Origin of the sequence: Rahnella sp. BIGb0236, from assembly GCF_004364755.1 — a bacterium.
In the GTDB taxonomy this organism is placed as follows: Bacteria; Pseudomonadota; Gammaproteobacteria; order Enterobacterales; family Enterobacteriaceae; genus Rahnella; species Rahnella victoriana.
Genome location: NZ_SOAO01000012.1, coordinates 79,595 through 98,884, shown reverse-complemented (window position 1 = coordinate 98,884; position 19,290 = coordinate 79,595). Strand labels below are relative to the sequence as shown.

Here is a 19,290-nt window from a genome sequence, read left to right as displayed (position 1 = left end):
ACGCTGCCATGGCAGCGTTTTTTCATCGGGAAGCACGACAAGACGTTATGCGGTTTCTTTTTTGCCCGGGAACAACAGGCTGGCAATAATCCCTAACGCCAGAACGCCGAGCACCACGTACAAACTGGTCATCGCGCTGATTTCTACGCCGTGATGCCACAGGTGATTACTGGAGTTCAGCGCCAGTTTTGCGGCAACGAAGAACAGCAGAAAAATGACGGATTTCTCCAGATGCACCAGATATTTACGTAATGCCTCAAGCACGAAATACATTGTACGTAATCCGAGTACAGCAAACATCATGGCAGAGTAGACAATCAGCGGTTCGCGGCTGACAGCAATCACGGCCGGAACACTGTCAAACGCAAACATCAGGTCGGAGATTTCCACCACCGCAATACACAACAGCAACGGCGTGGCGTAACGCACGCCCTTTTTCACTGTAAAGCTGAAACCCTGATTTTCCGGTTTTGCCAGTTCGGCTTCGACCTGCTCACTGCTGACCAGAAAATGTGGCCCCACCAGTTTCGGAAACACCGGGAAGAAACGGCGCACCATACGGTTGGCGATGTGATCTGAGTAATCATCATTTTCGTCATCGTCATTTCCGGCACGCATCATCAGAATCGCCGTCCAGAGAATGACCACGGCAAACACCATCTCCACCCACGGCCCCAGCGCCAGCAGGCTGGTACCAATCACCACAAAAATGCCCCGGAAAACAATCGCGCCAATGACGCCCCAGTAAAGGATGCGGTGACGGTAACCGTCCGGCACTTTAAACCAGGCGAAAATCGCCATAATCACAAACAGGTTATCAATAGAAAGCACCTGCTCCAGCGCATAACCGGTCAGGAACAGACTGGCGACTTCTTTGCCGTGGTGGATATACAGGAATCCGGCAAAGCTCAGAGAAACAGCGATCCAGAAGACCGTCCAGAGGGAGGCACTTTTCAGGCCGATAGGCTTATGACTGCGGTGGGCAAAGATGTCGATCAGCAGCGCGGCAACGGCGATAATAACGAACACAAGAGTGGTTTCAAACGGAAAACCCAGAGAGTCAGACTGCATTACACCTTTCCTAAAAGTAAACGAAAGCTAAACGAATTCAGTCATTGTAAGCGGTTGTGAGGAGAATGGGTATCAAAGTCGATCGCTGTCGCGGTTTATGCCATAATCCGCCTCGCAGTGAGACGAATCAAATGTGTTAAAAAAACTGACAAAATAACGAACCGAAACGGATAATAAATTAAAGGCTATTCTCGTCATAAATTGATTCATTCGTGTTATTCATTAAAATTTCGTTATTCTTTTTCTTAATAAATTGACCCTGCTCTAAATCTCACTGATTCTCAATTCGACTTAATTCCCTCCGCAGATCAAAATAATTAGAAAAAAACCTGTTTAAAAACGGGGTTTTTTAACATTTCGCCCTTTTAGCACCTTTCAGCTACTTATCACTCACTGCAAAAGATGTTAAAATTGACCCATATCAATATTGGCAGAGTGACTCTTATGATCCCGGAAAAACGTATTATTCGACGTATCCAATCTGGTGGCTGTGCAATCCATTGTCAGGACTGTAGCATCAGCCAGCTTTGTATTCCTTTCACCCTGAACGAGCATGAACTCGATCAGCTGGACAACATTATCGAAAGGAAAAAGCCGATCCAAAAAGGTCAGGCATTGTTTAAAGCCGGTGATGAACTGAAGTCTCTTTATGCGATCCGTTCAGGCACCATTAAAAGCTATACCATTACAGAACAAGGCGACGAGCAAATTACCGGTTTCCATCTTGCCGGTGATTTAGTGGGCTTTGACGCTATTGGTGGCTTGCAGCACCCGAGTTTTGCTCAGGCACTGGAAACGTCCATGGTCTGTGAAATCCCGTTTGAAACGCTGGATGACCTCTCCGGCAAAATGCCGAATCTGCGCCAGCAGATGATGCGTCTGATGAGTGGCGAGATCAAAGGCGACCAGGACATGATCCTGCTGTTGTCGAAGAAAAACGCCGAAGAAAGACTGGCAGCGTTTATCTACAACCTCTCCCGCCGCTTCGCACAACGTGGTTTCTCTCAGCGCGAATTCCGCCTGACCATGACCCGTGGCGATATCGGTAACTACCTCGGTCTGACCGTGGAAACCATCAGCCGCTTGTTAGGCCGTTTCCAGAAATCAGAAATGCTGAGTGTGAAAGGGAAATACATCACCATTGAGAATCATGAAATGCTTTCTCAATTAGCCGGTCAATCTGCTCCGGTTTCTGCCTGATAGATTTGCTGTCGGGTCAGCAAGGAATAATTTGTTGATCCGACTCAATTTCTCCGCTGTCCGATTGCTTATTCTTGGTTTACTCTGTACTTAATACACTGACCGCCGTTCTCTTACAGGTGTTAAGGAGTCCCCATGGCTAAGTATCAGAATTTACTGGTTGCTATAGACCCCAATCAGGATGACCAACCCGCGCTGCGTCGTGCCGTTTATCTGGTGCAACGTAACGGCGGCCGCATCAAAGCATTCCTTTCCATTTATGATTTCTCTTACGAGATGACCACCATGCTGTCGCCGGACGAGCGAACCAGCATGCGACAAAGTGTTATCAGTGAACGGGAAGCGTGGATTAAAGAACAGTGCCATTATTATGTCGAAGCAGGCATCCCGATTGATGTCAAAGTCGTCTGGCACAACAAACCTTTCGAAGCCATTATCCAGGAAGTCGTTACCCATAATCACGATTTGCTGCTGAAGATGGCCCATCAGCATGACCGCCTTGAGTCCGTGATTTTCACCCCGACCGACTGGAATTTACTGCGTAAGTGCCCGTGTCCGGTGTGGATGGTGAAAGACCAGCCGTGGCCGGAAGGCGGCAAAGCCGTGGTCGCCGTTAACCTGTCGAGTGAAGAGCCGTACCATGACCCGCTCAACAATAAACTGGTGAAAGAAACCATCGAACTGGCCTCTCATGTGAATCAGACGGAAGTGCATCTGGTGGGTGCGTATCCGGTCACGCCGATCAATATTGCCATCGAACTGCCTGATTTCGACCCGAGCGTGTATAACGATGCCATTCGTGGTCAGCATCTGATCGCCATGAAGGCGTTGCGCCAGAAATTCCAGCTTGATGAGAAATTCACGCACGTAGAAAAAGGGTTGCCGGAAGAAGTCATTCCTGACCTGGCAGAACATCTTCAGGCGGGGGTGGTGGTGCTGGGCGCCATTGGCCGTACCGGACTTTCCGCCGCATTTTTGGGTAATACCACCGAACAGGTGATCGACCATCTGAAATGCGATTTGCTGGCCATCAAGCCAGATGATTTCGAATGCCCTATTACGTCCGATGATGAAGAAGAAGATGACGACGAGTAAGGTTTGAGTGAGCGATAAAAAAAGGCCAGTCATCTGACTGGCCTTTTTCATTAGCGGACTGGCATTAAAGAGCGCGCAGGATTTTCTCTACACTTTCTTTGGCATCGCCAAACAGCATCTGGGTATTTTCTTTGAAGAACAGCGGGTTCTGCACACCGGCGTAACCGGTATTCATTGAACGTTTAAACACGATCACGTTCTGCGCTTTCCACACTTCCAGTACCGGCATACCCGCGATCGGGCTGCGCGGATCTTCCTGCGCCGCCGGGTTCACGGTGTCATTGGCACCAATAACCAGCACCACGTCGGTATCGCTGAAATCATCGTTGATTTCATCCATTTCCAGCACGATGTCATACGGCACTTTTGCTTCGGCCAGCAGAACGTTCATGTGGCCTGGCAGACGCCCTGCAACAGGGTGAATACCAAAACGCACCTTGATGCCTTTCGCGCGCAGTTTTGCAGTAATGTCGTGAACCGGATACTGCGCCTGTGCCACCGCCATGCCGTAGCCCGGGGTGATGATCACAGAGCTGGCGTTTTTCAGCATTTCTGCCACGTCTTCCGCACTGGCTTCGTGATATTCGCCCATCTCTTCCGCATCACCGGTAGAGGAACCGTCAGTACCAAAACCGCCTGCAATCACGCTGATGAACGAACGGTTCATCGCTTTACACATGATGTAGGACAGGATCGCACCGGAAGAACCGACCAGCGCACCGGTGACGATCAGCAGGTCGTTGCTGAGCATAAAGCCCGCCGCCGCTGCGGCCCAACCGGAATACGAGTTCAGCATGGAGACCACAACCGGCATGTCCGCACCACCGATGGATGACACCAGATGCCAGCCAAACGCCAGCGCAATCAGGGTCATGATCAGTAATGCCACTACCTGCAGGCCCACGCTGTCAGTGCGAACGAACATCACCATCAGCAGGAAAGAAACAACCAGCGCCGCCAGATTCAGTTTATGACGATGCGGTAATGCCAGCGGTTTGGAAGAAATAATCCCGCGCAGTTTGCCGAACGCCACAATCGAACCGGTAAAGGTCACTGCACCGATGAAGATACCAAGGAACACTTCGGTCAGATGGATGTTTTCCATCACGCCTTCCATCGGTACCGCACCGTGGTCCAGATAGCTGTTAAAGCCCACCAGAACCGCTGCCAGACCCACGAAGCTGTGCAGAATCGCGACCAGTTCCGGCATTTCTGTCATTTCGACTTTACGTGCCAGATAAACACCGATCGCACCGCCGATCACCATCGCCACGATGATCCAGCCCACATTCCCGGAATCAGGCCCGAGAATGGTCGCGATTAACGCGATCGCCATCCCGGTGACACCGAAAATATTGCCCTGCTTGGATGTTTCATGTTTTGACAACCCGGCCAGGCTGCAGATAAACAGAATGGCGGCAACAATATATGCTGCTGTTACTAAACCCCCAGACATATATTCCCCTTAGTTCTTACGAAACATCTTCAGCATGCGCTGAGTGACGGTGAACCCGCCGAAAATATTGATACTGGCAATCAGCACCGCGATAAAGGAGAGGAAGCTCACCCAACCGCCATGACCGATTTGCAGTACGGCACCGACCACGATAATCCCTGAGATGGCGTTAGTGACCGACATCAGCGGAGTATGCAGCGCATGGCTGACATTCCACACCACGTAATAACCGACCACGCATGAAAGCGCGAACACGGTAAAGTGGGACAGGAACTCTTTAGGGGCCACATTCGCCAGCCAGCCAAACAGCACGACAGCCACGGCCATAATGATAAATTTGGTCCACGGCGATGCCGGTTTGGCTTCCACTTTCGCGACAGGTTCTGCCGCTTTCGCTGCCTGAGGCTGAGCAGAAACCTGAATCGGCGGAGCCGGCCAGGTCACTTCACCGGTTCTCACGACAGTCACACCGCGCACAACGGTATCGTCGAAATCGATCTCGATTTCACCGTTTTTCTCTTTGCAGAGTAATTTCAGCAGGTTAACCAGGTTGGTGCCGTAAAGCTGAGAAGACTGCGTCGGTAAACGGCTCGGCAAATCGGTATACCCGATGATCTTCACGCCGTTTTCGGTGGTGGTGATCTGATCTGCCACGGTCAGTTCACAGTTACCGCCCGTCTGCGCCGCCAGATCGACAATCACACTGCCCGGCTTCATGGACGCGACCATTTCACGGGTGATCAGTTTGGGTGCCGGACGTCCCGGGATCAGCGCCGTGGTGACAATAATGTCGACTTCTTCGGCCTGCGCGGCAAACAGCGCCATTTCTGCTTTGATGAACGCTTCGGACATCACTTTGGCGTAACCGTCGCCGCTGCCCGCTTCTTCCTCGAAATCCAGCTCGAGGAATTCTGCGCCCATACTTTTCACCTGCTCTTTCACTTCAGGGCGGGTATCAAAAGCACGCACGATGGCACCGAGGCTGCCAGCTGCACCGATAGCAGCCAGGCCCGCCACACCGGCGCCGATAATCATCACTTTTGCCGGTGGCACTTTACCGGCGGCAGTGATTTGCCCGGTGAAGAACCGACCGAATTCGTGTGCCGCTTCAACGATCGCACGGTAACCGGCGATGTTAGCCATTGAGCTGAGGGCATCGAGGGATTGTGCGCGGGAAATACGCGGCACTGAATCCATAGCCATCGCCGTCACCTGACGGTCGGCCAGTTTTTGGATTAATTCCGGGTTTTGCGCAGGCCAGATAAAGCTGACCAACGTGGTTCCTGCCTGTAATTTATCGATTTCATCGTTTTCTGGGGCATTAACCTTCAAAACGATGTCTGATTGCCATACATCATCACCGTTGACAACCGACGCGCCAGCTTGCTCATACGCGGAGTCTTCAAAGCTGGCTAACTTACCGGCACCTTGTTCGATAGCGACCGTAAAGCCGAGTTTCAGCAACTGTTCCACCGTTTTCGGCGTGGCTGCGACCCTGGCTTCATTGGTCAACCGCTCTCTTGGTACACCAATACGCATAGTATTCCCTTCACCCTTTTCATTGATGATTTGTGTCATCGACATAACAATTCAAGTACAAGCCTGTCGGTTAATAGAGGTCACCGATAACTGTTTTTTCAGGCTGGGTATAACCTACTGAATATCTAATCAATAATCTACGTATCACAGCGATAGTCAGGCAATTAATAATAAAAAAGTTGATATGGTCCGCAAACCTGCTGCAAACCCTGAGAAACATGCCTTTAATCCACCTGAGAACGGCCAATACACCGGATCAATCACTCAGGATTTCTTCATTCTGAGCCGCTCAGTTCGGGCATAAAAGTTAGAAAATAGTGAATAATTAACATTTATTTCACCTCTTGGATTGTGCAGCAAACTTATATAAGTTATGCGCAGTAAAAAAAGAACGGTGTTAAACCGGTAACCCCCTATTTATTGCCATAAATTGCTGAGACACTCGGCATTGTTACATGCAATAATCGGCCGCTAACCTGTTACACATCAAGAATTCAGCACGTTTCAACATTACTGCGCAAGGTGAAAGGATTTTTTATGAAGCTGACAAAAACGATCATCGCATCGGCCCTGTTTTCTGTTTCTGCGCTGTCTGCTGCACATGCCGCGCAGGAAATCAGCCCGCAGAAAGCAGCAGCCATCAAGCCTTTTGATCGCATTGTTATTACCGGGCGATTCAACACACTGGGCGACGCGTCTGACGCTGTTTCCCGCCGTGCCGATACGCTGGGTGCAGATTATTTTTATATTCAAGATACCAACACCACTAACAATAGCGGGAACTGGCGCGTAGTTGCAGATATCTATAAAAAAGATGCGCCAGAAGTCAGTAAAGATACTCACTACCGCGTGATCAATGGCGTGGTCGAGCTGCCGAAAGATGTGGCGTACGGCCTTGAGCCATATGACACCGTGACGGTCAGCGGTTTCTACCGCAGCCAGCCAGACGTCAATGATGCCATCACCAAAGCCGCGAAAGAGAAAGGGGCATACTCCTTCTTTATCGTTCGCCAGATTGATGCCAACAGCGGCGGCAATCAGTACGTGACAGCGTTTATTTATAAGAAAGATGCAGCAAAACGCGTTGTACAGTCTCCGGATGCGATCCCTGCTGATTCTGAAGCCGGTAAAGCCGCACTGGCAGCCGGTGGCGCAGCGGCAGCGAAAGTTGAAATCCCGGGCGTGGCCTCTTCCGGCAGCCCAAGCCGTGATGTCGGCCGCTTCTTTGAGACGCAGTCCTCTACCGGTCAGCGTTACACTGTCACTGCAACCAACGGCGCGAAAATTCAGGAAGTGAATGACGTGACCGCCGCGCAGATGGTGCCGTTTGATTCCACGACCTTCACCGGTCACTACAACAGCACCACCGACGTGTCGCAGGAAGTGGCAAACCGTGCCGCAGCGAAAGGCGCCAAGTTCTACCACATTACCCGCCAGTGGCAGAACAAAAGCGGCGGCAACCTGACCGTCAGCGCAGACTTCTTCAAATAAGTCTGCGCAGCACACAGCAAAAAGGCAGCCCGTCGTTGTGGCTGCCTTTTCTTTTACTGCCCTGCCTGCTGACTCAGTTTCCCCAGGTGCGCTCCAGCACATTCACCCAGTTTTTGTAGCAGATTTTTTCCAGCAGTGCCTGACCGTAACCCGCCTTTCGCAACGCCTCCACCAGCACCGGCAGTCCCCGCACGTCTTTCATAAAGGGCGCCATCGTCGCACCGTCAAAATCCGATCCGAATCCGACGCTGTCCTCACCCAGATGTTCCACCAGATAATCGACGTGACGCACCATGATATCGGTGCCGGTATCGTCGTTGCGTTTACCGTCTTCGCGCAGGAATGGCACCGCGAAGTTCAGCCCGACGAATCCCTGACTTTCTTTAATGACGCCCAATTGTTTATCCGTCAGATTGCGTGATTGCGGACAGATGCTGAACGCATTGGAATGGCTGGCCACCAGTGGCGCATTGCTCAGTTCTGCCACCTGCCAGAACCCTTTTTCATTGAGATGCGACAGGTCGATCATGATGCGTTTCTGGTTACAGGCTTTCACCAGACGCACGCCCGCGTCTGTCAGCCCCGGCCCGGTATCCGGCGAGGTCTGATATTTGAAAGGCACGCCATGGCCGAAGATATTCGGACGGCTCCACACCGGGCCGAGCGACCGCAGCCCCATGCTGTACAACACGTCGAGATTATACAAATCCTCATCAATCGCTTCCGCGCCCTCAATATGCATAACCACAGCTAATGCATGGTTATCCATCGACTGACGGATTTCCTGCGCAGTACGGCAAATTTTCACCTTTCCCTGCGAGTGTTCTTCCATTCGGAGCAGGAACGCCATCATGCCAAATGTGACATCACGTGCAAAATCGAAAGAAGGCGTCGGGGAAAAATCAGGATGTTTTTGAGTACCTTCCAGCAAAAAACGGGGATCGATTGCGCGATCAGGCACGCTACTTGCAAGGTCAACGTCAGGCGTTGGCACCCAGGCGGCGAAAAGCCCGCCAGCAAAGCCTGCTTCACGACAGCGCGGCAGGTCCAATTGTCCGCTGGCGGGTCCCTGAAGGAATGCACGTTCCGGATCCTGACGATGTTCTGTCCAAAGTTGTAGCAAAACATCGTTATGTCCATCAAAAACCGGCATTAATTCTTCAGTTCCGTGCGCTACGTTATTCATAAAAAAGGTCTACCTTTGATTAAGCATGACTAAGACAACGGAGATTTGTTCATACAGGGTGCAGTCACAGCGTGATGTTGCACCAGCGTTGAACAAACACAGTACGCTTCACATTAGTTTTTTCGATATGAAACGTCGACGAGTGCAAAGCAACGGTTTTTCATTTAAGCCAGTTGCCCCGAGTTAAGTCAAGGGTTTGCCACTGTAATTTTTAATTTTACTTTTATATATCAACATGATGGGAGTAGTTATGGTTACCAGGCGTCAATTTGTTACCGGTTTTTCCGCAATACCTGTGCTGTCCTACCTGAAATTTGATGCCGTGTTTGCTGCCACGCCGGCATCGATCCTGGTGATGGCGATTCAGCTCGACATCATTACCAGCCTCGACCCGCATGAAAGTTTTGAATCCGTGGGCAGTGAAATTACCGGCAATATGTATCAGCAACTGGTGAAACCTAAACTGGCCTCCCCTGATGAAATTGAAGGCGATCTGGCAGTGTCCTGGACGGCTTCCGATGACAAAAAAACCTTCACCTTCAAACTGGATCCGAAAGCCAAATGGGCCGATGGCAAACCGGTTACCGCCGAAGACGCCGCGTTCTCCCTGCAACGCGTGGTGAAACTGGATAAAAGCCCGGCGTACATCATTAACCAGTTTGGTTACACCAAAGATAACGTCGACAGCCTGATTACCGCGCCTGACGCCGAAACGCTGGTGATCAAGACCACCGAACCGGCCTCTGAATCCTTCCTGTTATATTGCCTGACCGCCAACGTCGGCAGCATCGTGCAAAAATCTGCCTGTCTGGCAAATCAGGCCGGTGACGATCTCGGTAATACCTGGCTGAAGAAAAACAGTGCCGGTTCCGGTGCGTTCAAACTGCGCGACTGGAAAGTCAGCGAATCCGTCATCCTGGAAAGCAACAAAAACAACCCGCACGCAGGTAAGATCCAGCGCATCATCATGCGTCATATCATTGACCCTTCCGCTCAGTTGTTAATGCTGCAGAAAGGCGATATCGATATCGCGCGCAACCTGACCACCGAACAGTTGCGTCCGCTGCTGAAAGACAAAAACTTCACGCTGGTACAGAAAGGCATTGCGGGCACCTTTATGCTCTCCGCCAATACCGCGCATCCGAATCTGGCGAAACCGCAGGTCTGGCAGGCGATCAAATGGGCAATCGATTACGAAAATATCCAGCAGCATATTGTGCCGCTGACCCACAAAATCCATCAGAGCTTCCTGCCGGAAGGTTTCCCGGCGGCGGTTAACACCATCATGTACAAACGTGATGTGGCAAAAGCCAAAGCCCTGCTGGCGGAAGCCGGTTTCCCGAACGGGTTTGACATCACGCTGGATCACTATTCTGCGTCACCTTCTTCTGACATCGTGCAGGCATTGCAGTCGAACCTGGCGGAAGTCGGGATAAAAGTCACGCTGCTGGCCGCGGAAAGCCGTCAGGTACTGACCAAAATGCGTGCCCGTCAGCAACAACTGGCGATGACACAATGGGGCGCGGATTATTTTGACCCGAACTCCAACGCCGAAGCGTTCTGCAGCAACCCGGATAACACCGACAAAGCCAAGAGCCGTACGCTGGCATGGCGTTGCAGCTGGCAGGATAAAGAAATCTCCGATCTCAGCACCAAAGCCCTGAAAGAATCGGATCCGGCTACCCGCATCAAACTATACGAAGAATTGCAGACCAGACATATGGAAAACAGCCCGTTTGCCATCATGCTGCAACCGACCATGACCGCTGCCTGCCGTAACGTGATTTCCGGTGTGGTATTAACTGTAATGAGCACCAGCCCCTACGAGAAGGTTGTTAAAGCGTGAGCAAGAGACTCAAAGGATTTCTGAGTACCTGCATCAGCGTTTGTCTTACTTTGTTTGGTCTGTCGGTAGTGACTTTCTTTATTGGTCGCGTGATGCCGACGGACCCGGTTCTGGCTGCGGTTGGCGATAATGCCCCGCAGGCAGTCGTCGAACGGGTTCGTCATGAAATGGGGCTGGATCAGCCCCTCTGGTTGCAGTTCTTCCATTATCTCAGTCAGGTATTCCACGGTGATCTGGGGCGCTCAGCCCTGACCTCTAATCTGGTCACCACGGATATCGCCCGGTTTTTCCCGGCCACGCTGGAACTGGCGACGGCGGCCATCATCATCGCCGCCATTGTCGGTATTCCGCTCGGCGTCTGGGCCGCCACCCGTCAGGGTAGCTGGATCGATCAGACCATCCGCGTGGTGTGTCTGGCCGGTCACTCTTTACCGGTGTTTGTGCTGGCCCTGCTCAGCCTGCTGATCTTCTACTCCGCGCTGGGTATCGCGCCGGGGCCGGGACGTCAGGACATCATCTATCAGGATATGATCCCGCAGGTCACCGGTTTGCTGACGGTCGATTCCCTGCTGGCCGGTGACATGGGGGCCTTTTGGGATGCCCTTGCGCATATGGTGCAGCCAGTGCTGATCCTCGCGTATTTCAGCATGGCCTACATCACCCGCATGACCCGTACTTTTATGCTTAACGCGCTGGGCGGCGAATATGTGATCACCGCCCGTGCCAAAGGGCTGTCGGCACAGCGGGTGATCTGGAAACATGCCTTTCCGACCGTCGGCGTGCAGCTGATCACCGTGCTGGCGCTGACCTACGCCGGTTTGCTGGAAGGTGCCGTGGTCACGGAAAACGTCTTCTCCTGGCCGGGTCTCGGACAATATCTCACCGTGTCGCTGATGAATGCGGATATGAACCCGGTGATCGGCTCAACGCTGTTGATCGGCGCGATTTATGTGCTGCTCAACCTGCTGGCTGACCTTCTCTACCGACTATTGGATCCCCGCGTAAAATGAGCACTCTTCCTGTCACACCTCAACCCCGCGCGGGCAGCCGCGCCTGGCTGCTGGCGGATACGCCGCACACCCGCACGCAAGCCGTCTGGGGACGCCGTTACCGCATCTGGCTCGGCCTGCGTAAAAATCCGCTGGCGGTCACCGGCCTGTTTACCGTGCTGATCGTGTTGCTGATTTCCCTCTGTGCGCCGTGGCTGACCAGCTACGATCCGGGCGCACAGGATCTGGCACACCGTCTGGCGAAGCCTTCCTCCCTGCACTGGCTGGGGACTGATGAACTGGGACGCGACACCCTGAGCCGTATTCTTTACGGTGGCCGTATCACGCTCGGCATGGTGATCGTGGTGGTGGCGATTGTTGCCCCGCTGGGTCTGCTGATTGGCTGTGTGGCTGGCTATGCCGGTGGCCTGCTGGATCGCATTCTGATGCGCATCACCGACATCTTTCTGGCCTTCCCGCGTCTGATTCTGGCACTGGCGTTCGTCGCCGCCCTCAAACCCGGCATTGAAAGCGCCATTCTGGCCATCGCCCTCACCGCCTGGCCGCCGTATGCCCGACTGGCACGCGCAGAAACCATGCAGGTGCGCGGCACGGATTATATTGCCGCCTGCCGTCTGACCGGCGCGACGCCTGCCCGCATCGTGCTGCGCCACATCATGCCGCTGTGCGTACCGAGTCTGGTGGTGCGTATCACCCTCGACATGAGTTCAATCATTATCACCGCAGCGAGTCTGGGCTTTCTGGGCATGGGCGCACAGCCACCGTCACCGGAATGGGGCGCGATGATTGCCACCGCCCGCCGGTTCCTGTTCAGCGAATGGTGGGTACCGCTCATTCCGGCCATTGCCATTTTCGTGACATCTCTGGCGTTTAACTTCCTCGGCGACGGGCTGCGTGACGTCCTCGATCCTAAGGAGCAATGATGCTGGTTGATATCAAAGATCTGCATATTACCTTTCAGACCAACAGCGGCAGTTTCGACGCTGTTCGCGGCGTATCGCTGTCGTTAGACAAAGAAAAGTTCGGCATCGTCGGCGAGAGCGGATCCGGTAAATCCCTCACCGCCCGTTGTCTGATGAACCTGCTGCCCTCCAGCGCGAAATGCCGCGCAGAGACCCTGTCTTTCGACGGCATTGATTTGCGCTATGCAAGTGAAAAACAGATGCGGCAAATTCGCGGCAAGCGCGTCGGCTTCATTTTGCAGGATCCGAAATACTCCCTGAATCCGGTGATGCCGATCGGTAAACAGGTGGCCGAAGCCTGGCAGACCCATAAAGGCGGATCGAAAAAACAGGCCATGAACGCGGCGATTGAACTGCTGGATCAGGTGCGTATCCGCGACCCGCATAAAGTGGCTGAACGGTATGCGCACGAGGTCTCGGGCGGGATGGGCCAGCGCGTGATGATTGCCATGATGCTGGCCCCGGATCCGGAACTGATGATTGCAGACGAACCGACCAGCGCGCTGGATGCCACCGTTCAGGCCGAAATCCTGCGTCTGCTGGATGATCTGGTGTCGAGCCGTGGCATGGGGCTGATTCTGATCAGTCACGACCTGCCGCTGGTGTCGAAATTTTGCGATCGCGTGGCGGTAATGTATGCCGGGCGTATCGTCGAAACCTTACAGGCCGGTGATCTGCTGAAAGCACAGCATCCTTACACGCGCGGGCTGCTGGAGTGTCTGCCATCCCTGAAACATCCGCGGGACAGACTGCCGGTTCTGGTGCGTGACGAAGCATGGAAAACCTCATGACAGAAGAATCCTCTCCTTTAGATAACAGCAAAATTGTCCTGAACAATTTGCGCATCGCGTTTGGCGATACCGAAGTGGTGAAAGGCGTGAGTTTCAGCGTCGCCCCCGGGGAATGTTTCGGCATTGTGGGGGAAAGCGGCTCGGGGAAATCCACCATTTTACGCGCACTGGCCGGACTGAATCAGGCGTGGTCAGGCGGGATGGTGATTGGTGGTGAAGATCAGACGCCCGTTCGCCAGAAACGCTTTTTCCGCCGCGTACAGATGGTGTTTCAGGATCCCTACGGTTCCCTGCATCCGCGTCAGACCATTGACCGCATTCTCAGCGAGCCGCTGATCGTTCACGGTTTTCTGAATATCGAAAAACGGATCACCGATGCGCTGGCTGAAGTCGGCCTGCCGCAGGCCGTGCGCTTTCGCTTTCCGCACCAGCTATCCGGCGGCCAGCGCCAGCGTGTCGCTATTGCGCGGGCGATGATTTCAGAACCGGAAATTTTACTGCTCGATGAGCCGACGTCCGCGCTGGATGTTTCGGTGCAAGCGGAGATCCTCAACCTGCTGAGCGATCTGCGTGAACGCCGCAAGCTGACGTATATTCTGGTCAGTCACAATCTGGCGGTGGTAACGCATCTTTGCACCAGCATTGGCGTGATGATCGGTGGTGAAATGGTCGAGCTTCTGAGCGCGGACGATTTAAGGATGGGCAACGTCAGCCATCCGCATACCGCAGAGTTACGATCGTTAAGTCTCAGTTTAGAGGAGCCTGAATAACCGTTTCTGCAGGGAACGTATTTGGGTTTCACGGGCAGCATGGCTGCCCACTTTTTCACTGATAGACAGTCTGTGGAGACGCTAATGACATCTGATTTACAGTGGCACGCCGCGGAAGCGACGGCAAAAAACATCACCAAAAGCTGGGACAAACCCGGTGAACCGGGCGGTGCCATCACGCTTTTCGACAGTAAAACACTGCGGGGTTTTGCCACCGGCGGACTGGCCAATCTCACCACCGCCACCCCCTTCAGTATTGATTCTGTGGTCCGTTATGCCTCTGTCACCAAACACATTTTCGCCACGCTGGCGTTGCTCAAAAGCGATGCGGGTCTTTCGCCCGATGATCCGCTCGGCCAGTATTTACCTCAGCTGAAAGCGCCCATGTCACAGGTGACTGTCGGACAGGCGCTGGATATGACCGGCGGATTAGCGGACGTGCGCGAGACCCTGTCGCTGCTGGGTACTTCTGTTTATAACGTCAGCGACGCCGGGGCGATCATGGATTTTCTGGCGCAGGACGGCACGCTGAATTTTCCGGCGGGGACAGAGATTTCTTACAGCAATACCGGTTACCGGCTGGTGGAAGAAATCCTCAAACAGAAAGGCATCTTGTTTGAAGATTTGCTGCAAACGCATATCGCACAGCCGCTGGATATCGCCTTCACCGCACCGGAAACCTGGTTCGATATCGTGCCGGATCTGGTGCCCGGTTACTGGCAGGACACGACCGGCTGGAAAACGGCGGTCGCCGGTTTACATTTGTCGGCATCCGGCAGCCTGACCGGCAGCCTGCGCTCCCTTTCCGTCTGGTTGCAAAGCCTGCTGGCAGATAACGGGCCGGGCGCGGGCGTACTGAAAACCCTGACGGCACAACGTTATCTGCACGGCGATATTCCTTCCGCGTACGGGCTGGGTACCACCTCAACCCGCATCGGTGAACATACGTTGTACGGTCACGGCGGCTCCCATGCCGGGTATAAAACCTATTTCCTGCTGCATCCTGAACTGGATGCCGGCGTGGCGCTGGTATCCAACCGCGAAGACACCACCGCCTACACGCACGCGCTGACCGTGATGTCTTCCCTGCTCGCCACCCCTTTACCTGCCCGCAGCCATGCGCTGCCGGATGGCTTATACGCCAGCGTCGCCGAACCCTACTGGCTGAAAGTCAGCAACGGCACCGCCAGTTATCTCGGGTCTGCCGATAATTTGTATCAGGGCGAGGATGCCGGTGAAGCCATCACCTTATCAGCGCATATGCCCATGCGTCTGCGCTGGGACGGCACCGCCATTCAGGGGGAAATCGGCCATGCACCGCGTTACTTCACGCCGGTGGAACCGAACGATTGCCTGAAAATGGTTCAGGGGCGCTGGTATCATCCTGAGTCAAAAGCGGCTTTCGATATTGATGGCGATCAGTTGCGGATGGGCGTCGGCACGTTGCGCGCCAGCGGTCAGCTGACCTCGCTGGGTGCGGGACGCTTGCTGGTGGAACTGCCCGACGGCCCGTGGAAGAAAAACTTCTGTCTTTACTTCCAGGGCTACAATGTCCGGCTGATTTCCAACCGCAGCAGGGTGCTGAGTTTCCGCCGTGATGAATGCCGCAGCCGCTGGCAGGCTGAGGAATAACGCTCCCTGAGTGACCTTCCGCACCGCGCCGCCCGGCACCTGTCTGGCGGCGTTTTTATCCGCTTCCCTGCCGCAATAACACCTCAAACCGTGACTCACTTCAAATAAACCCTGCGTTTGAACGGGGGATAGCACAAACCTCCCGTTCAGGGAGGTTTGTTTTGTTAACTCCGTCACATTTCGTTAATGGTTATGGATCATATGGTTCATAACAGCACAATATGTTCAATCCTTATGTCACAAGGCCTGCCAGCCCGATTTGCTCATAATATCCTCACAAACTCTCCTGAGAAGTAGTTACCCTGCGCAATCGTCACTTTTGCTGTTTTGTTAATTGCATTAACATCCGCGAAACAAAAAACAATAGCATTGCGCTGATTGTGGCATTAAGAAACACGCTCGAGTGTTCCGTCCACCCACGCCTTATTGTTTTTAATATTATTAAGTTACCGACTTTATTTTACTTTTCGTTCACTAAAAACCTGTTACGCAATGTTTTGCTACTGCCACAAGGGATGAGTTTATGTCTGTTAAAAAACGCACTGTACAGGCACTGTTTTGTGCCACTTCTCTGTTATTTTCTGCCACCTCCGTTCTGGCGGCGGAGCATCCGCAACTGGATAATGCGCAGGCAGCCAAAGTGATCGACAGTGTGAAATCCACACTGGCCGGACTGAACAGCACCGGTTGCGTCGCCGTTGTTGATGCATCTGGTTCATTACTGGCTTTCCAGCGCCTCGACGGTTCTCCGGCCGGCTGTGTTGATGCCTCCATCGGCAAGGCACGCACTTCTGCGTTGTACCACGCGCCGTCGCTGAAATTTATGCAACGTCTGCAGGGCGGCGAAACCACGGTGCTGGCGATCCCTCACGCCGTGGCACTGGGCGGCGGTTTCCCGCTGACACTTAACGGCGAAGTCGTCGGTGCTGTCGGTGTCAGTACGCCGAAGCAGGACATCGATAACCAGTCTTCTGAAAAAGCAGCCAGCGTTCTGAAATAAACAGGCTGCATTCCCGGTAAAAACTGATGGCCACGCCCGTGGCCGTTTATACGGAACATCACTCCATGATCAATCTTTCTCGTCGCCGGTTGGTTCTCGGCACGGCGGGCGTACTGGCTGCGGGTATCAGCAGCCAGATGCTTGGCGGTGGCGTATTTGCCACGCTGGCGCAGGCCGCACCACCACTGGCTTCCGCCGTGACCATGCCCGCCAGTTTTATGAAACTCTCAGAACAACTCACCGGCATGGATAGCCTGGAACCGCATCTCGGTCAGGCACTGTACAGCTGGCTGCATCAGGCGCAAAACAACGCTCAGCTCGACACTCAACTCGACGCCCTGTCGGCGCTGATCACCGCGCACAGCACTGTGGTGGGTGACGATTTGCATCAGCTTCTGGCACAACAACCGGCAGAACTGGCGGCGCTATACCAGCAACTGGTCAGCGGCTGGTATCTCGGTGTGGTCGGTCAGCCCGGCAGCCAGAAATGCATCGGCTTCGAAAATATCGTCAGCTATCAGTTGCTGAAAAATAACCTGCTGCCGCCAAGCTACGCACCGGGCGAACCGAATTTCTGGGTCAACAAACCTGCTGTACCGCAACAACATTCCACGGAGGTGATTGCTCATGGCTGATGCCCTGAATGCAGATGTCGTCGTTATCGGTGCCGGTATCGCCGGTTCCCTCGCCGCGCTGAAAATGGTCAAAGCCGGTGTGTCCGTGCTGATGCTCGATTCCGGACCGGTAATCAAACGCGACGAAGCCGTTGAACTGTTCCGTCAGTCGCCGCTGAAAGGCGATTTTACCGAGCCGTATCCGCCAAAACCCTGGGCGCCGCAACCGAAGTTTCAGCCGAAAGATAACAATTACCTGATCCAGAAAGGTCCGGATATCTATGCAGCGCAGTACCTGCGTGGCGTCGGCGGCACCACCTGGCACTGGGCGGGACAGGCGTTCCGTTTGCTGCCAAACGACATGAAGATCAAAACGCTGTATGGCGTCGGGCGCGACTGGCCGATCAGTTATGAAGATCTGGAACCCTATTACACCGAAGCGGAAATTCAGATGGGCGTTTCCGGTGACGATGCGCTGGATTCCCCGCGCTCGCAGCCTTATCCGCTGCCGGGCATTCCGCTGCCATACGGGTTCGACCGCATCAGCAAACGTATTGCCAGACTCGGTTACGTGCTGGGCATCGGCCCGCAAGCGCGTAACAGCATTCCTTACGACGGCCGCCCTGCCTGCTGTGGCAACAATAACTGCATGCCGGTCTGCCCGATTGATGCGCAATACCACGGTGGCATTTCAGCGCGTAAAGCGATTGAAGCCGGTGTGCGCGTGATTGCCAACGCCGTGGTGTACAAAATCGAAGCCAATGACAACGGTGACATCGTGGCCGTGCATTATCTTGATGCCGACAAAGTCACCCATAAAGTCACCGGTAAACGCTTTGTGCTGACCGCCAATGGCATCGAAAGTCCGAAACTGCTGCTGATGTCCACCAGCGAGAAATACCCGAACGGCATCGCCAACAGTTCCGGCATGGTCGGTCGCAACCTGATGGATCACCCCGGTACCTCCGTTGAATTTTATGCCGATGAACCGGTGTATTTCGGGCGCGGTCCGATGCGTCCGGGCAGTATTAACAATCTGCGTGACGGCGATTTCCGCAGTGACCGCTCAGCGTTACGTATCGACGTGGCGAACACCTCACCGGTGCGCTATCTGACCGAGCGTCTGGTGCGTCAGGGCTATTACGGCAAGGCGCTGAACGACAAACTGACCTATCAGTCCGAGCGTTTCATCCAGCTGAAATGCCTGCTGGAAATGCTGCCGGAACCGGAAAACCGCGTCGTGCTGAGCAAAACCGAGAAAGACGAATGGGGTATTCCGCGTCTCGAAGTGCATTACAAATTCCCGGAATACGTGCACCGCGGCTATGACCAGTCGATGCTCGATTTCCAGAAAATCGTCAAAGAGATGGGCGGCACCGACGTGGTGTACAGCAAGCGTGGTGTCTACGACAACAACCAGCACATCACCGGCACCATGATCATGGGCAGCGATCCGAAAGATTCGGTGGTGGACGGCGACTGCCGCACCCACGACCACCCTAACCTGTTCATTGCCGGTACCGGCATCATGCCGTCGGCCTCGACGGTGAACTCCACGCTGTCCGGTACGGCGCTGGCATTACGACTGGCTGATACGGTGCTGAAAAGCCTGGCCTGATTGATTTTC

Annotated in this window: 16 protein-coding genes; 12 read left to right on the top strand and 4 right to left on the bottom strand. The window is 53.9% G+C overall.

Annotated features, from left to right (window positions below; genetic code table 11):
- Window positions 1-45: 45 nt before the first annotated feature.
- The gene (locus tag EDF78_RS20245) at window positions 46-1,071 is read right to left on the bottom strand and encodes a TerC/Alx family metal homeostasis membrane protein (protein ID WP_095922012.1); all 1,026 of its coding nucleotides are present in this window, start codon (window positions 1,069-1,071) and stop codon (window positions 46-48) included.
- A 444-nt stretch (window positions 1,072-1,515) separates the two neighbouring features.
- Between EDF78_RS20245 and EDF78_RS20240 the strand changes: the two genes are divergently transcribed.
- Window positions 1,516-2,271, top strand: coding sequence for an FNR family transcription factor (locus EDF78_RS20240; protein ID WP_013575564.1), 756 nt, complete (start codon window positions 1,516-1,518; stop codon window positions 2,269-2,271).
- 135 nt (window positions 2,272-2,406) lie between these two features.
- Window positions 2,407-3,366: a universal stress protein UspE gene (uspE, locus tag EDF78_RS20235; protein WP_095922011.1), complete on the top strand. Its 960-nt coding sequence runs from the start codon at window positions 2,407-2,409 to the stop codon at window positions 3,364-3,366.
- Window positions 3,367-3,430: 64 nt separating this feature from the next.
- On the opposite strand, the gene pntB is transcribed toward uspE, so the two are convergent.
- Both pntB and pntA read right to left on the bottom strand, forming a co-directional pair.
- Complete coding sequence (gene pntB, locus EDF78_RS20230; protein ID WP_133823788.1) at window positions 3,431-4,822, bottom strand: Re/Si-specific NAD(P)(+) transhydrogenase subunit beta; 1,392 nt, start codon at window positions 4,820-4,822, stop codon at window positions 3,431-3,433.
- Between the two features lie 9 nt (window positions 4,823-4,831).
- Window positions 4,832-6,361: a Re/Si-specific NAD(P)(+) transhydrogenase subunit alpha gene (gene pntA, locus EDF78_RS20225; protein ID WP_119826022.1), complete on the bottom strand. Its 1,530-nt coding sequence runs from the start codon at window positions 6,359-6,361 to the stop codon at window positions 4,832-4,834.
- Window positions 6,362-6,898: 537 nt separating this feature from the next.
- Between pntA and ydgH the strand changes: the two genes are divergently transcribed.
- Window positions 6,899-7,852, top strand: coding sequence for a DUF1471 family protein YdgH (gene ydgH / locus EDF78_RS20220; protein ID WP_095922008.1), 954 nt, complete (start codon window positions 6,899-6,901; stop codon window positions 7,850-7,852).
- 73 nt (window positions 7,853-7,925) lie between these two features.
- Here ydgH and EDF78_RS20215 read toward each other — a convergent pair whose 3' ends face one another.
- Window positions 7,926-9,038 (bottom strand): dipeptidase, encoded by a 1,113-nt coding sequence (locus EDF78_RS20215; protein ID WP_133823787.1) that lies wholly within the window; start codon window positions 9,036-9,038, stop codon window positions 7,926-7,928.
- Between the two features lie 250 nt (window positions 9,039-9,288).
- Between EDF78_RS20215 and EDF78_RS20210 the strand changes: the two genes are divergently transcribed.
- From EDF78_RS20210 to EDF78_RS20170, 9 genes are all read left to right on the top strand, one after another.
- Window positions 9,289-10,884 carry an ABC transporter substrate-binding protein gene (locus EDF78_RS20210; RefSeq protein WP_095922006.1) on the top strand — a complete coding sequence of 532 codons (1,596 nt, stop codon included), beginning with the start codon at window positions 9,289-9,291 and terminating at the stop codon, window positions 10,882-10,884.
- Window positions 10,881-11,894 carry an ABC transporter permease gene (locus EDF78_RS20205; protein ID WP_013575571.1) on the top strand — a complete coding sequence of 338 codons (1,014 nt, stop codon included), beginning with the start codon at window positions 10,881-10,883 and terminating at the stop codon, window positions 11,892-11,894. The genes EDF78_RS20210 and EDF78_RS20205 overlap by 4 nt, the downstream gene beginning before the upstream one ends.
- Complete coding sequence (locus tag EDF78_RS20200; protein ID WP_095922005.1) at window positions 11,891-12,817, top strand: ABC transporter permease; 927 nt, start codon at window positions 11,891-11,893, stop codon at window positions 12,815-12,817. Before EDF78_RS20205 ends, EDF78_RS20200 begins: the two co-directional genes overlap by 4 nt.
- The gene (locus EDF78_RS20195) at window positions 12,817-13,647 is read left to right on the top strand and encodes an ABC transporter ATP-binding protein (protein ID WP_133823815.1); all 831 of its coding nucleotides are present in this window, start codon (window positions 12,817-12,819) and stop codon (window positions 13,645-13,647) included. Before EDF78_RS20200 ends, EDF78_RS20195 begins: the two co-directional genes overlap by 1 nt.
- Window positions 13,644-14,417 carry an ABC transporter ATP-binding protein gene (locus EDF78_RS20190; protein ID WP_095922003.1) on the top strand — a complete coding sequence of 258 codons (774 nt, stop codon included), beginning with the start codon at window positions 13,644-13,646 and terminating at the stop codon, window positions 14,415-14,417. Before EDF78_RS20195 ends, EDF78_RS20190 begins: the two co-directional genes overlap by 4 nt.
- An 84-nt stretch (window positions 14,418-14,501) precedes the next feature.
- The gene (locus EDF78_RS20185; RefSeq protein WP_133823786.1) at window positions 14,502-16,049 is read left to right on the top strand and encodes a serine hydrolase domain-containing protein; all 1,548 of its coding nucleotides are present in this window, start codon (window positions 14,502-14,504) and stop codon (window positions 16,047-16,049) included.
- A gap of 523 nt (window positions 16,050-16,572) precedes the next feature.
- A complete protein-coding gene (locus EDF78_RS20180; RefSeq protein ID WP_119826014.1) occupies window positions 16,573-17,049 on the top strand; it encodes a heme-binding protein in 477 nt (158 codons plus the stop codon).
- 65 nt (window positions 17,050-17,114) lie between these two features.
- Window positions 17,115-17,684, top strand: coding sequence for a sugar dehydrogenase complex small subunit (locus EDF78_RS20175; RefSeq protein WP_119827400.1), 570 nt, complete (start codon window positions 17,115-17,117; stop codon window positions 17,682-17,684).
- Window positions 17,677-19,281: a GMC family oxidoreductase gene (locus tag EDF78_RS20170; protein ID WP_133823785.1), complete on the top strand. Its 1,605-nt coding sequence runs from the start codon at window positions 17,677-17,679 to the stop codon at window positions 19,279-19,281. Before EDF78_RS20175 ends, EDF78_RS20170 begins: the two co-directional genes overlap by 8 nt.
- The last annotated feature ends 9 nt before the right edge of the window (window positions 19,282-19,290 follow it).